Source organism: Pseudomonas fluorescens (genome assembly GCF_900215245.1).
GTDB classification, from domain to species: Bacteria; Pseudomonadota; Gammaproteobacteria; order Pseudomonadales; family Pseudomonadaceae; genus Aquipseudomonas; species Aquipseudomonas fluorescens.
Genome location: NZ_LT907842.1, coordinates 3,092,472 through 3,106,194 on the forward strand (window position 1 = coordinate 3,092,472; position 13,723 = coordinate 3,106,194).

11 protein-coding genes are annotated in these 13,723 nt (G+C 60.2%); 7 read left to right on the plus strand and 4 right to left on the minus strand.

Translation table 11 applies throughout. From position 1 onward, the window contains the following. Nucleotides 1-206 precede the first annotated feature (206 nt). Both cysD and cysN read left to right on the plus strand, forming a co-directional pair. Nucleotides 207-1,124 carry a sulfate adenylyltransferase subunit CysD gene (gene cysD, locus CPH89_RS14245; RefSeq protein WP_012722132.1) on the plus strand — a complete coding sequence of 306 codons (918 nt, stop codon included), beginning with the start codon at nt 207-209 and terminating at the stop codon, nt 1,122-1,124. Nucleotides 1,125-1,137: 13 nt separating this feature from the next. Beyond that, nucleotides 1,138-3,036, plus strand: a complete 1,899-nt coding sequence (gene cysN / locus CPH89_RS14250) for a sulfate adenylyltransferase subunit CysN (protein ID WP_053254285.1) — start codon at nt 1,138-1,140, stop codon at nt 3,034-3,036. A gap of 176 nt (nt 3,037-3,212) precedes the next feature. On the opposite strand, the gene CPH89_RS14255 is transcribed toward cysN, so the two are convergent. The 3 genes from CPH89_RS14255 to CPH89_RS14265 form a co-directional block, all read right to left on the minus strand. Next, nucleotides 3,213-4,112 carry a 1-acylglycerol-3-phosphate O-acyltransferase, YihG family gene (locus tag CPH89_RS14255; protein WP_053254286.1) on the minus strand — a complete coding sequence of 300 codons (900 nt, stop codon included), beginning with the start codon at nt 4,110-4,112 and terminating at the stop codon, nt 3,213-3,215. Next, a complete protein-coding gene (gene pta / locus CPH89_RS14260; RefSeq protein WP_053254287.1) occupies nt 4,113-6,212 on the minus strand; it encodes a phosphate acetyltransferase in 2,100 nt (699 codons plus the stop codon). It abuts the gene before it with no gap. Nucleotides 6,213-6,291: 79 nt separating this feature from the next. Continuing rightward, nucleotides 6,292-6,582: a DUF3565 domain-containing protein gene (locus tag CPH89_RS14265; RefSeq protein ID WP_053254288.1), complete on the minus strand. Its 291-nt coding sequence runs from the start codon at nt 6,580-6,582 to the stop codon at nt 6,292-6,294. On the opposite strand from CPH89_RS14265, the gene CPH89_RS14270 reads away from it, so the two are divergent. Continuing rightward, on the plus strand, nt 6,581-7,066 hold the full coding sequence (locus CPH89_RS14270) for an FKBP-type peptidyl-prolyl cis-trans isomerase (RefSeq protein ID WP_003188398.1): 486 nt from the start codon (nt 6,581-6,583) through the stop codon (nt 7,064-7,066). The genes CPH89_RS14265 and CPH89_RS14270 overlap by 2 nt on opposite strands. Nucleotides 7,067-7,238: 172 nt before the next feature. Here the strand turns inward: CPH89_RS14270 and rpsT are convergent, their stop codons facing one another. Further along, complete coding sequence (rpsT, locus tag CPH89_RS14275) at nt 7,239-7,517, minus strand: 30S ribosomal protein S20 (RefSeq protein WP_003171647.1); 279 nt, start codon at nt 7,515-7,517, stop codon at nt 7,239-7,241. Between the two features lie 253 nt (nt 7,518-7,770). Between rpsT and murJ the strand changes: the two genes are divergently transcribed. From murJ to lspA, 4 genes are all read left to right on the plus strand, one after another. After that, nucleotides 7,771-9,309 carry a murein biosynthesis integral membrane protein MurJ gene (gene murJ / locus CPH89_RS14285; RefSeq protein WP_053254289.1) on the plus strand — a complete coding sequence of 513 codons (1,539 nt, stop codon included), beginning with the start codon at nt 7,771-7,773 and terminating at the stop codon, nt 9,307-9,309. Between the two features lie 119 nt (nt 9,310-9,428). Beyond that, nucleotides 9,429-10,367: a bifunctional riboflavin kinase/FAD synthetase gene (gene ribF / locus CPH89_RS14290; RefSeq protein WP_053254290.1), complete on the plus strand. Its 939-nt coding sequence runs from the start codon at nt 9,429-9,431 to the stop codon at nt 10,365-10,367. A 14-nt stretch (nt 10,368-10,381) separates the two neighbouring features. Then, complete coding sequence (gene ileS, locus CPH89_RS14295) at nt 10,382-13,213, plus strand: isoleucine--tRNA ligase (protein WP_053254291.1); 2,832 nt, start codon at nt 10,382-10,384, stop codon at nt 13,211-13,213. Beyond that, complete coding sequence (lspA, locus tag CPH89_RS14300; protein WP_053254292.1) at nt 13,206-13,718, plus strand: signal peptidase II; 513 nt, start codon at nt 13,206-13,208, stop codon at nt 13,716-13,718. The genes ileS and lspA overlap by 8 nt, the downstream gene beginning before the upstream one ends. The last annotated feature ends 5 nt before the right edge of the window (nt 13,719-13,723 follow it).

Genomic DNA, 13,723 nt, shown 5'->3' on the forward strand with positions numbered 1-13,723 from the left:
ACTCCACAGAAGGAATGTGGTGCGGGCTTGTGTGGGAGCGAGCAAGCCGGCTCCCACATTCGACCGAGGCAGGCCTAACTCAGTGGCATATTCATATACCGTTTCGATCTAGTCGGCGCCCTGAATAGAAGAAGGTGCTGTGCTAGCATGCCCCGCTCGAACACGGCCCGCTGGCCGTCCATAAGATCGTTTTTCCGTGAGTAGCCATGGTCGACAAACTGACGCATCTGAAACAGCTGGAGGCGGAAAGCATCCACATCATCCGCGAGGTCGCCGCCGAGTTCGACAACCCGGTGATGCTCTACTCGATCGGTAAAGACTCCGCCGTGATGTTGCATCTGGCACGCAAAGCCTTCTTTCCGGGCAAACTGCCGTTCCCGGTGATGCACGTCGACACCCGCTGGAAATTCCAGGAGATGTACACGTTCCGCGACAAGATGGTCGAAGAGCTTGGCCTGGACCTGATCACCCACGTCAACCCGGATGGGGTGGCGCAGGGCATCAACCCATTCACCCACGGCAGCGCCAAGCACACCGACATCATGAAGACCGAAGGCCTCAAGCAGGCCTTGGACAAGCATGGTTTCGACGCAGCTTTCGGCGGTGCCCGTCGCGATGAAGAGAAATCCCGCGCCAAAGAGCGCGTGTACTCGTTCCGCGACAGCAAACACCGCTGGGACCCGAAAAACCAGCGCCCGGAGCTGTGGAACGTTTACAACGGCAACGTCAACAAGGGTGAGTCGATCCGTGTGTTCCCGCTGTCCAACTGGACCGAACTGGACATCTGGCAGTACATCTACCTGGAAGGCATCCCGATTGTGCCGCTGTACTTTGCCGCCGAGCGCGACGTGATCGAGAAGAACGGCACGTTGATCATGATCGACGACGACCGCATCCTCGAGCACCTGTCCGACGAAGACAAAGCCCGAATCGTCAAAAAGAAAGTACGTTTCCGTACCCTTGGCTGCTACCCGTTGACGGGCGCGGTGGAGTCCGAGGCTGAAACCCTCACGGACATCATTCAGGAAATGCTCCTGACGCGAACTTCCGAGCGCCAGGGCCGGGTCATCGACCACGATGGCGCAGGCTCGATGGAAGATAAAAAACGTCAGGGTTATTTCTAAGGGGCTGTCACCAATGTCGCATCAATCTGATTTGATCAGCGAGGACATCCTCGCCTACCTGGGCCAGCACGAGCGCAAGGAAATGTTGCGCTTCCTGACCTGCGGCAACGTCGACGACGGCAAGAGCACCCTGATCGGGCGCCTGCTGCACGACTCCAAGATGATCTACGAAGATCACCTGGAAGCTATCACCCGCGACTCGAAGAAGTCCGGCACCACCGGTGATGACATCGACCTGGCGTTGCTGGTCGATGGCCTGCAGGCCGAGCGTGAGCAGGGCATCACCATCGATGTTGCCTACCGCTACTTCTCCACCGCCAAGCGCAAATTCATCATCGCCGACACCCCCGGCCATGAGCAGTACACCCGCAACATGGCCACCGGTGCCTCCACCTGTGACCTGGCGATCATCCTGATCGACGCCCGCTACGGCGTGCAGACCCAGACCCGTCGCCACAGCTTTATCGCCTCGTTGCTGGGTATCAAACACATCGTGGTGGCCGTCAACAAGATGGACATCAATGGCTTTGACCAAAGCGTATTCGAGCAAATCAAGGCGGATTACTTGAAGTTCGCCGAAGGCATTGCGTTCAAGCCGAGCACCATGGCCTTCGTGCCGATGTCCGCGCTCAAAGGCGACAACGTGGTCAACAAGAGCGAGCGTTCGCCTTGGTACACGGGCCAGTCGCTGATGGAAATTCTCGAAACCGTCGAGATCGCCAACGACCGCAACTACACCGACCTGCGTTTCCCGGTGCAGTACGTCAACCGTCCGAACCTGAACTTCCGTGGTTTCGCCGGCACCCTGGCCAGCGGCGTCGTGCACAAGGGCGACGAAGTCGTGGTGCTGCCGTCGGGCAAGAGCAGCCGGGTCAAATCCATCGTCACCTTCGACGGTGAGTTGGAGCACGCCGGCCCAGGCCAGGCTGTAACCCTGACCATGGAAGATGAAATCGACATCTCCCGTGGCGACCTGTTGGTGCATGCCGACAACGTGCCGCAAGTGGCCGACGCCTTCGACGCCATGCTGGTGTGGATGGCCGAAGAGCCGATGCTGCCGGGCAAAAAGTACGACATCAAGCGCGCCACCAGCTACGTGCCGGGTTCCATCACCAGCATCGTGCATCGTGTGGACGTGAACACCCTGGCCGAAGGCCCGGCGAGTTCGCTGCAGTTGAACGAGATTGGTCGGGTCAAGGTCAGCCTCGACGCCGCCATCGCGCTGGACGGCTATGACAGCAACCGCACCACCGGTGCGTTTATTGTTATCGACCGCTTGACCAATGGCACGGTGGCCGCGGGCATGATCATCGCGCCGCCGGTCAACCATGGCTCCGCCACGCATCACGGCAAGTTGGCCCATGTGGCGACCGAAGAACGCGCCCAGCGCTTCGGCCAGCAACCGGCCACCGTGCTGTTCAGCGGCCTGTCGGGCGCGGGCAAGAGCACCTTGGCCTATGCGGTTGAGCGCAAGCTGTTCGACATGGGCCGTGCCGTGTTCGTGCTGGATGGCCAGAACCTGCGCCACGACCTGAACAAAGGCTTGCCGCAGGACCGCACCGGGCGCACCGAAAATTGGCGGCGTGCCGCCCACGTGGCGCGCCAGTTCAACGAAGCCGGCCTGCTGACCCTGGCAGCATTCGTTGCGCCGGATGCCGAAGGCCGCGAACAGGCCAAGGCGCTGATTGGTGCCGACCGCCTGCTGACGGTTTACGTGCAGGCCTCGCCGTTGGTGTGTGCCGAGCGTGATCCGCAAGGCTTGTACGCAGCCGGTGGGGATAACATCCCTGGCGAGTCCTTCCCGTATGACGTGCCGTTGAATGCCGACCTGGTAATCGACACCCAGGCACTGTCGCTGGAAGACAGCGTCAAGCAAGTGCTGGAGCTGTTGCGTCAGCGCGGCGCGATCTAAACCTCGCCGCCACAAAAAAGCCCGCCACCGAGCACTCGGTGGCGGGCTTTTCTGTGGGATCTTGAAAGTTATCCGGGCAAGTGTGGGAGCGGGCTTGCTCGCGAAAGCGGTTTATCAGCCAAACATGTATTAGCTGACACTCCGCTTTCGCGAGCAAGCCCGCTGCCACATTTTGATCACCTGTTATTTGGATAATCTGTGTGAAGCTTGCCTAGAAGCGCATCCTTGTCTTCCCACAGCTGGTTGATCCAGCCCTGAAACGCCAAACGATACTCCCCATCCTGCTCATAGTTCTTGCCGATAAACCCGGCTGGAATCTGCACCTCTTCGAAGTGCACCACCACGTCCTTCACATTCCCGCACAACAAATCCCAATAACCTGGGCGTCCGGCTGGGTAGTGGATGGTCACGTTCACCAATGACTTGAGTTGCTCGCCCATGGCATCCAGCACAAACGCAATCCCGCCCGCCTTGGGTTTGAGCAGGTAGCGGAACGGCGATTTCTGCTGGGCATGTTTGCCCGGCGTAAACCGCGTGCCCTCGGCAAAGTTGAAAATGCCCACCGGGTTGTCGCGAAACTTTGCACAGGTCTTGCGCGTAGTTTCCAGGTCTTTGCCTTTCTTCTCCGGATGCTTTTCCAAATAGGCCTTGGTGTAGCGCTTCATGAACGGAAAGCCCAGCGCCCACCATGCCAGGCCAATTACCGGCACCCAGATCAGTTCCTGCTTGAGGAAGAACTTCAGCGGCCGAATCCGGCGATTGAGCACGTATTGCAGCACCATGATGTCGACCCAGCTCTGGTGGTTGCTGGTCACCAGGTATGAGTGCTGGTAGTCGAGGCCCTCCAGGCCGGTCAGATGCCAGCGGGTGCGCCGCACGAGGTTCATCCAGCCCTTGTTGTTGGTCACCCAGGCTTCGTGGGTGTGGTTCATCAGCCATTCGCTGAAGCGTTTGGCAAACGGCAGAGCCTTGAACAGCGCGACAACAAACAGGAACGAGCACAGCAGGATGGTGTTCAGCGCCAACAGCAGCGAAGCAATTACCCCGCGCACGGCGGCAGGTAGAAAATCCAGCATTTAGATATCCATAGGTCGGTTGGCGGCTTGAATCGCAGTCAGCGCGATGGTGTACACGATGTCGTCGACCTGGGCACCGCGCGGCAGGTCGTTGACCGGCTTGCGCAGGCCTTGCAGCATGGGGCCCAGGCTCACGCAGTCGGCACTGCGTTGCACGGCTTTGTGCGTGGTATTGCCAGTGTTCAGGTCGGGGAACACAAACACCGTGGCTTTGCCGGCGACCTGGCTGTTGGGCGCCAACTGCCGGGCGACGGTTTCATTGGCGGCGGCGTCGTATTGCAACGGCCCATCGATCAGCAGTGAGCTTTGTTGCTCGTGGGCGAGCAGGGTGGCTTCGCGGACTTTCTCCACTTCCTCGCCACTGGCCGAATCGCCGCTGGAATAGCTGATCATCGCCACGCGCGGGGTGATACCGAAAGCCGCAGCCGAGTCGGCGCTTTGCAGGGCGATTTCTGCCAATTCGGCGGCGCTCGGGTGTGGGTTCATCACACAGTCGCCATACACCAGCACCTGCTCGGGGAACAGCATGAAGAACACCGACGACACCAAGGTGCAGCCCGGCGCCGTTTTAATCAGCTGCAGGGCAGGGCGGATGGTGTTGGCGGTGGAGTGGATAACGCCGGAGACCAGGCCGTCCACTTCATCCAGTGCAAGCATCATCGTGGCGATCACCACCGTGTCTTCGAGTTGCTGCTCGGCCATCGGCGCATTGAGGCTCTTGCTCTTGCGCAGTGCGACCATGGGTTCGACATACCGCTGGCGAATCAGGTCCGGGTCGAGAATCTCCAGGCCTTCGGGCAACTCAATGCCGTGGGCGCGGGCCACCGCTTCCACATCGGCTGGCTTGGCCAGCAGCACGCAACGGGCAATGCCCCGCGCCTGGCAGATGGCGGCGGCTTGCACGGTCAAGGGCTCGCTGCCTTCGGGCAGCACGATACGTTTGTTGGCCGCCTGGGCGCGCTGGATCAACTGATAGCGGAACACCGCTGGCGACAGGCGCATCTCCCGAGGCGTACCGCAGCGTTGGTGCAGCCAGCGCGCATCCAGGTGGCTGGCGACGAAATCGGTGATGATCTCCGCACGTTCGCGGTCATCAATCGGGATTTCCTTGTTCAGGCTGTTGAGCTGGTTCGCCGTGTCGTAAGAGCCGGTGCTCACCGACAACACCGGCAGCCCGGCCTGGAAAGCACCGCGGCACAGATCCATGATGCGTGGGTCGGGCAGGGTGTCGCTGGTCAGCAGCAAGCCGGCCAGAGGCACACCGTTGATCGCGGCCAGGCTGACGGCGAGGATGATGTCGTCGCGGTCGCCGGGGGTTACCACCAGGACGCCGGGTTTGAGCAGTTCAACGGTGTTACGCATGGTGCGCGCGCAGATGATGATCTTGGTCATGCGCCGGCTTTCATAGTCACCGGCGTTGAGAATCTGCGCGCCCATCAGGTCGGCGACGTCGCGGGTGCGCGGCGCGTTGAGTTCCGGCTGGTACGGGATGCAGCCCAACAGGCGGAACTCGCCGCTGCGCAACAACGGCGAATGCTCTTTGAGACGCGCCGAGAATGCTTCCATGCTTTCGTCGGTGCGCACTTTGTTGAGGATCACACCGAGCATTTTCGGGTCTTTCGGCCCGCCGAACAGTTGGGCCTGCAGTTCCACGCGGCCGGAGAGTTCGGTGAGCACTTCGTTTTCCGGCGCCGACACCAGGATCACTTCGGCGTCGAGGCTCTTGGCCAGGTGCAGGTTGACCCGCGCCGCATAGCTGGCGCTGCGGGTCGGCACCATGCCCTCGACGATCAGCACGTCCTTGCCCACGGCGGCTTGCTGATAAAGGGTGATGATTTCTTCGAGCAGTTCGTCGAGCTGGCCATCGCCGAGCATCCGCTCGACATGGGCCAGGCCCAGAGGCTGTGGCGGTTTCAGGCCATGGGTGCGCGCCACCAGCTCGGTGGAGCGTTCAGGGCCAGTGTCGCCCGGGTGTGGCTGGGCAATCGGTTTGAAAAAGCCGACTTTCAGCCCGGCCCGTTCAAGGGTACGCACCAGCCCAAGGCTGATGGAGGTCAGACCCACTCCAAAATCGGTGGGCGCGATAAAAAAAGTCTGCATGCGAATTCTCTGGAGGTGCATGGCTTCGGTGGCGCTCTATGGCTGAGCGCCTACCGGGAATCAGGTGCCAAGGTTATCGTTATTCACGCTTTTGCGCACACCAGCCGCACGCAAAGGGCCGGCCTATTTTTTCCAGGCGCTGCGCGGGGTCGAGCACCCAGGCGCGGGACTGCCATGGCGGCTGGTGGCGCAGGTGCTGTGTGTGACCGCAGGACAGGTCGGCGACCCAGTGCCGGTCGTCGTCCTGGTGGAAGCCGATGATGAAGGATGCCGTTGATCGGTCCCGTCTGTCCGGGTTCTGTTCGCTTTCGGGCAAATCCTTGTTTAGACTTGTCCGTTCTTCATTCTTATGCAAAAGGTCTCGCCCCATGACGATCGCCGCTAACAAGGCTGTCTCCATCGACTATACCCTGACCAACGACGCTGGTGAGGTCATCGACAGCTCCGCCGGCGGCGCGCCGCTGGTCTACCTGCAAGGCGCAGGTAACATCATCCCGGGCCTGGAGAAGGCTCTGGAAGGCAAGAACGTCGGTGACGAACTGACTGTCGCCGTAGAACCTGAAGATGCATACGGCGAATACTCCGCCGAACTGGTCAGCACCCTGAGCCGCAGCATGTTCGAAGGTGTTGATGAGCTGGAAGTGGGCATGCAGTTCCACGCTTCCGCACCGGACGGCCAAATGCAGATCGTCACCATCCGCGATCTGGACGGCGACGACGTGACTGTCGACGGTAACCACCCTCTGGCCGGTCAGCGCCTGAACTTCCAAGTGAAGATCGTTGCCATCCGCGACGCTTCCCAGGAAGAAGTGGCTCACGGCCACGTCCACGGTGAAGGTGGTCATCACCATTGATTGTGGTTTGATCAATCGGTAGCAAAAACGCCCCGACTGGTTCGGGGCGTTTTTTTGTCTGCAGAAAAGCTGACTTGGCTTTATCGGGCCCAAACAAAAATGCCCCGGACCTTTCGGTACGGGGCATTTTTTAACTGTTACGTAACCAGGGCTACGTGGCAGTTTTTACCACTTAGGCTGCTGCAGCGACGTTCAGAGCCTTGATGTGGCCATTCAGGCGGCTCTTATGACGAGCGGCCTTGTTCTTGTGGATGATGCCTTTATCGGCCATACGGTCGATAACTGGCACGGCCAGAACGTAAGCAGCTTGGGCTTTTTCAGCGTCTTTGGTGTCGATGGCTTTAACTACATTCTTGATGTAGGTACGAACCATGGAACGCAGGCTGGCGTTGTGGCTGCGACGCTTCTCAGCCTGTTTTGCACGTTTTTTGGCGGAAGGTGTGTTGGCCACCGTCGAGCTCCTCGAAAGACTTTTTAGGAAATAGCAAACAAAATAGGCCGCGAATCATGCCGATGACTTGATGTGTTGTCAAGGGCGGCTGATGCGAACTGCTGAGTGGTCGATCTGAAGAGGCGGGTGATTTATTTCCGGCGCTTGACCTGTAAACTCGCGAGCTTTGGCTCTGTGCTGTTGCAGGCGCGCAGTATCGCATAAGTGGGCGCTTTGTTCGCCTGCTCTTTATCTATAGGCGCAAACTCTTTCAATGAATCTGCTCAAATCGTTGGCTGCCGTCAGCTCTATCACCATGATTTCCCGGGTTTTGGGGTTCGTGCGTGACACCCTGCTGGCACGCATTTTTGGCGCCAGCATGGCCACGGATGCATTCTTTATTGCCTTTAAACTGCCCAATCTGCTGCGGCGGATCTTCGCGGAGGGCGCTTTTTCTCAAGCTTTCGTGCCGATCCTGGCCGAGTACAAGACCCAGCAGGGTGAAGAGGCAACCCGCACGTTTATTGCCTACGTCTCGGGCCTGCTGACGCTGGTACTGATGTTGGTGACCATCGTCGGTATGCTGGCTGCGCCCTGGGTGATCTGGGCCACGGCGCCGGGTTTTGCCAACACGCCGGAAAAATTCGCGCTGACCACTGATCTGCTGCGGGTGACCTTCCCCTATATATTGCTGATTTCTCTGTCGTCCCTGGCCGGGGCGATCCTCAATACCTGGAACCGCTTCTCGGTGCCAGCCTTCGTGCCGACCCTGCTGAACGTCAGCATGATTATTTTCGCGCTGTTCCTCACGCCTTACTTCGACCCGCCGGTCATGGCTCTGGGCTGGGCGGTACTGGCGGGTGGCCTGGCGCAGTTGCTCTACCAACTGCCGCACCTGAAAAAGATCGGCATGCTCGTGCTGCCACGTCTTAACCTCAAGGACACCGGCGTATGGCGCGTAATGCGCAATATGCTGCCGGCGATCCTGGGGGTGTCGGTCAGTCAGATCTCGCTGATCATCAACACTGCGTTTGCCTCGCTGCTGGTCTCCGGTTCGGTGTCGTGGATGTACTACGCCGATCGCCTGATGGAACTGCCGTCCGGTGTGCTTGGCGTGGCCTTGGGCACGATTTTGCTGCCAACCTTGTCGCGCACCTATGCCAGTAAGGACTGCCACGAGTATTCACGCATCCTCGACTGGGGCCTGCGCCTGTGCTTCATGCTGGTGCTGCCCTGTTCCCTGGCGTTGGGCATCCTGGCTGAGCCGTTGACCGTATCGTTGTTCCAGTACGGTCAGTTCAGCGCATTTGACGCGTCGATGACCCAACGTGCATTGGTCGCTTACTCCGTCGGTTTGCTCGGCATTATTGTGATCAAGGTGCTGGCCCCAGGCTTCTACGCCCAGCAAAATATCCGCACGCCGGTCAAAATCGCGATCTTCACCCTGATCGTTACCCAGTTGCTCAACCTGGTATTTATCGGCCCGTTGGCGCATGCCGGCCTGGCCCTGGCTATCAGCATCGGTGCCTGCATCAATGCCGGTCTGCTGTTTTATCAGCTGCGCAAGCAGCAGATGTTCCAGCCGCAGCCGGGCTGGGGAATGTTTGCCCTCAAGCTGGTGGTCGCGGTAGCGGCAATGTCAGCGGTGTTGCTGGGCCTGATGCACTTTATGCCGGCCTGGGATCAAGGCCCTATGCTGGAGCGCTTCATGCGCCTTGGCGTGTTGGTGGTCGCTGGTGTGGTGGTGTACTTCGGGATGTTGCTGCTGCAAGGCTTCCGCCTGCGGGATTTCAATCGCAAGTCGCTGGGATAGAGGGTTTGCCGCGATAAAACGGTTGTTTTATCGATTCGATCCATTTGGCCTGTGCTGTTGCCTGTCGTCCGGGGCCGGGTGTGGTTATAATCGACCACTTTATGAGCAAGAAGCGCGTTATGCAGCTGGTTCGAGGTCTCCACAACCTGCGCCCCCAGCATCGGGGCTGCGTCGCCACTATTGGCAACTTTGACGGTGTTCACCGTGGCCACCAGGCTATCCTGGCCCGGCTGCGCGAGCGAGCGGTCGAGTTGGGCGTGCCCAGCTGCGTGGTGATTTTTGAACCACAGCCGCGGGAATTCTTTACCCCCGAAACGGCGCCGGCACGTTTGGCCCGTCTGCGCGACAAGCTGCAACTGCTGGCTGAAGAGGGCGTGGACCGGGTCCTTTGCCTGGCCTTCAACCAGCGCTTGCAAAGCCTCAGCGCTGCCGAGTTCGTTGACCGTATTCTGGTGGATGGCCTGGGCGTACAGCACCTGGAGGTCGGCGACGACTTCCGTTTCGGTTGCGACCGCGTCGGGGATTTCGACTTCCTGCAACACGCCGGCGTTAATCAAGGTTTTACCGTCGAAGCCGCGCAAACCGTCGAACTGGACGGCCTGCGCGTGAGCAGTACCCAGGTGCGTAACGCCTTGGCCGCTGCCGACTTCGCCTTGGCCGAGCGTTTGCTCGGTCGCCCGTTCCGCATTGCCGGGCGGGTACTGCACGGCCAGAAGCTGGCGCGCCAACTGGGCACGCCAACCGCCAACGTGCAACTCAAGCGCCGTCGTGTGCCACTCACCGGGGTTTACCTGGTGAGCGTCGACATCGATGGTCAATCGTGGCCGGGAGTCGCCAATATAGGCGTCAGGCCCACGGTTGCAGGTGATGGCAAGGCCCACCTGGAAGTTCACCTTTTGGATTTTGCCGGTGATTTGTATGACCGGCGTTTGACGGTGGTTTTCCACCAGAAGCTGCGTGAAGAGCAGCGTTTCGCCTCCCTTGAGGCGTTGAAAACGGCGATCAATGCGGATGTCGCCGCCGCCCGTGCACTAGCCGCACCTAGCGCCCATCGCTAACCGAAGAGCCTTAAATGACCGACTATAAAGCCACGCTAAACCTTCCGGACACCGCCTTCCCAATGAAGGCCGGCCTGCCACAGCGCGAACCGCAGATCCTGCAGCGCTGGGACAGTATTGGCCTGTACGGAAAGTTGCGCGAAATTGGCAAGGATCGTCCGAAGTTCGTCCTGCACGACGGCCCTCCTTATGCCAACGGCACGATTCACATCGGTCATGCGCTGAACAAAATTCTCAAGGACATGATCCTGCGCTCGAAAACCCTGTCGGGTTTTGACGCGCCGTATGTCCCGGGCTGGGACTGCCATGGCCTGCCGATCGAACACAAAGTCGAAGTGACCTACGGCAAAAACCTGGGCGCGGATAAAACCCGCGAACTGTGCCGTGCCTACGCCACTGAGCAGATCGAAGGGCAGAAGTCCGAATTCATCCGCCTGGGCGTGCTGGGTGAGTGGGACAACCCGTACAAGACCATGAACTTCAAGAACGAGGCCGGTGAAATCCGTGCCTTGGCTGAAATCGTCAAAGGCGGTTTTGTGTTCAAGGGCCTCAAGCCCGTGAACTGGTGCTTCGACTGCGGTTCGGCCCTGGCTGAGGCGGAAGTCGAATACGAAGACAAGAAGTCCTCGACCATCGACGTGGCCTTCCCGATCGCCGACGACGCCAAGCTGGCCGAGGCCTTTGGCCTGGCAAGCCTGAGCAAACCGGCGGCCATCGTGATCTGGACCACCACCCCGTGGACCATCCCGGCCAACCAGGCGCTGAACGTGCACCCGGAATTCACCTACGCCCTGGTGGACGTCGGTGATCGCCTGCTGGTGCTGGCCGAGGAAATGGTCGAGGCCTGCCTGGCGCGCTACGAACTGCAAGGTTCGGTGATCGCCACCACCACCGGCTCCGCGCTGGAACTGATCAACTTCCGTCACCCGTTCTATGACCGCCTGTCGCCGGTTTACCTGGCTGACTACGTCGAACTGGGTTCGGGTACGGGTGTGGTTCACTCCGCACCGGCCTACGGCGTTGACGACTTCGTGACCTGCAAAGCCTACGGTATGGTCAACGATGACATCCTCAACCCGGTGCAGAGCAATGGTGTGTACGCGCCATCGCTGGAGTTCTTCGGCGGCCAGTTCATCTTCAAGGCTAACGAGCCGATCATCGACAAACTGCGTGAAGTCGGTGCGCTGCTGCACACCGAAACCATCAAGCACAGCTACATGCACTGCTGGCGCCACAAAACCCCGCTGATCTACCGCGCCACCGCGCAGTGGTTTATCGGCATGGACAAAGAGCCGACCAGCGGCGACACCCTGCGTGTGCGCTCGCTCAAAGCCATCGAAGACACCAAGTTTGTCCCGGCCTGGGGCCAGGCGCGCCTGCACTCGATGATCGCCAATCGTCCGGACTGGTGCATCTCCCGCCAGCGTAACTGGGGCGTACCGATCCCGTTCTTCCTGAACAAGGAAAGCGGCGAGCTGCACCCACGCACCGTCGAGCTGATGGAAGCCGTGGCCTTGCGCGTTGAACAGGAAGGCATCGAAGCCTGGTTCAAGCTGGACGCCGCCGAGCTGCTGGGCGACGAAGCGCCGCTGTACGACAAGATCAGCGACACCCTCGACGTGTGGTTCGACTCGGGCACCACCCACTGGCACGTGCTGCGTGGTTCGCACCCGATGGGCCATGAGACCGGCCCGCGCGCCGACCTCTACCTGGAAGGCTCGGACCAACACCGTGGCTGGTTCCACTCGTCGCTGCTGACCGGTTGCGCCATCGACAATCACGCGCCGTACCGCGAACTGCTGACCCACGGCTTCACCGTCGACGAAACGGGCCGCAAGATGTCCAAGTCGCTGAAGAACGTGATCGAGCCGAAGAAGATCAATGACACCCTGGGCGCCGACATCATGCGTCTGTGGGTGGCCTCGACCGATTACTCGGGCGAAATCGCCGTGTCGGACCAGATCCTGGCCCGTAGCGCCGATGCCTACCGCCGTATCCGTAATACCGCACGCTTCCTGCTGTCGAACCTGACCGGTTTCAACCCGGCCACCGACATCCTGCCGGCCGAGGACATGCTTGCCCTGGACCGTTGGGCTGTGGACCGTACCCTGTTGCTGCAACGCGAGTTGCAGGAGCACTACGGTGAATACCGTTTCTGGAACGTGTACTCCAAGATCCACAACTTCTGCGTGCAGGAGCTGGGTGGTTTCTACCTCGACATCATCAAGGACCGCCAATACACCACCGGCGCCAACAGCAAGGCGCGCCGATCGGCGCAGACCGCGCTGTATCACATCTCTGAAGCGCTGGTGCGCTGGATCGCACCGATCCTGGCCTTCACCGCCGACGAGCTGTGGGAATACCTGCCGGGCGAGCGTAACGAGTCGGTGATGCTCAACACCTGGTACGAAGGTTTGACCGAACTGCCGGCCGACTTCGAACTGGGCCGCGAGTACTGGGAAGGCGTGATGGCCGTCAAAGTTGCGGTGAACAAGGAGCTGGAAGTTCAGCGTGCGGCCAAGGCCGTCGGTGGCAACCTGCAAGCCGAAGTCACCCTGTTTGCCGAGGACGGCCTGACCGCCGACCTGGCCAAGCTGAGCAACGAACTGCGCTTCGTGCTGATCACCTCCACCGCCAGCCTGGCACCGTTTGCCCAGGCACCTGCGGACGCGGTGGCCACCGAAGTACCGGGCCTCAAGCTCAAAGTCGTCAAGTCGGCCTTCCCGAAGTGCGCCCGTTGCTGGCACTGCCGTGAAGACGTGGGCGTGAACCCTGAGCATCCGGAAATCTGCGGTCGCTGTGTCGATAACATTTCGGGTGATGGCGAGGTTCGCCACTATGCCTAACGCTTCCAGCCGTTTCGGACGTCTGGGCTGGCTCGTACTGAGCGTGCTGGTGCTGGTCATTGACCAGCTCAGCAAGGCTCACTTCGAAGGTGCCTTACAGATGTACCAGCAGATTGTGGTCATTCCTGACTACTTCAGCTGGACCCTGGCCTACAACACCGGCGCTGCCTTCAGCTTTCTTGCTGACAGCTCCGGCTGGCAGCGCTGGCTGTTCGCGCTGATCGCCGTGGTGGTCAGTGCGGTGCTGGTGGTCTGGCTCAAGCGTCTGGGCCGTGATGACACCTGGCTGGCGATTGCCCTGGCGTTGGTGCTGGGCGGCGCGCTGGGCAACCTGTACGACCGCATTGCCCTGGGCCATGTAATCGACTTTATCCTGGTGCATTGGCAGAACCGCTGGTATTTCCCGGCGTTCAACTTTGCCGACAGCGCCATCACCGTCGGTGCAATCATGCTGGCGTTGGACATGTTCAAAAGTAAGAAAACCGGAGAGACCGTCAATGACTGATCAGG

Bases quoted from the DNA above. Each gene is read 5' to 3' on its own strand.
- ileS (WP_053254291.1), top strand. From the start codon at position 10,382: ATGACCGACTATAAAGCCACGCTAAACCTTCCGGACACCGCCTTCCCA.
- cysD (WP_012722132.1), top strand. From the start codon at position 207: ATGGTCGACAAACTGACGCATCTGAAACAGCTGGAGGCGGAAAGCATC.
- CPH89_RS14265 (WP_053254288.1), bottom strand. From the start codon at position 6,582: ATGGGGCGAGACCTTTTGCATAAGAATGAAGAACGGACAAGTCTAAAC.
- murJ (WP_053254289.1), top strand. From the start codon at position 7,771: ATGAATCTGCTCAAATCGTTGGCTGCCGTCAGCTCTATCACCATGATT.
- ribF (WP_053254290.1), top strand. From the start codon at position 9,429: ATGCAGCTGGTTCGAGGTCTCCACAACCTGCGCCCCCAGCATCGGGGC.
- pta (WP_053254287.1), bottom strand. From the start codon at position 6,212: ATGCAGACTTTTTTTATCGCGCCCACCGATTTTGGAGTGGGTCTGACC.
- cysN (WP_053254285.1), top strand. From the start codon at position 1,138: ATGTCGCATCAATCTGATTTGATCAGCGAGGACATCCTCGCCTACCTG.
- CPH89_RS14255 (WP_053254286.1), bottom strand. From the start codon at position 4,112: ATGCTGGATTTTCTACCTGCCGCCGTGCGCGGGGTAATTGCTTCGCTG.
- lspA (WP_053254292.1), top strand. From the start codon at position 13,206: ATGCCTAACGCTTCCAGCCGTTTCGGACGTCTGGGCTGGCTCGTACTG.
- CPH89_RS14270 (WP_003188398.1), top strand. From the start codon at position 6,581: ATGACGATCGCCGCTAACAAGGCTGTCTCCATCGACTATACCCTGACC.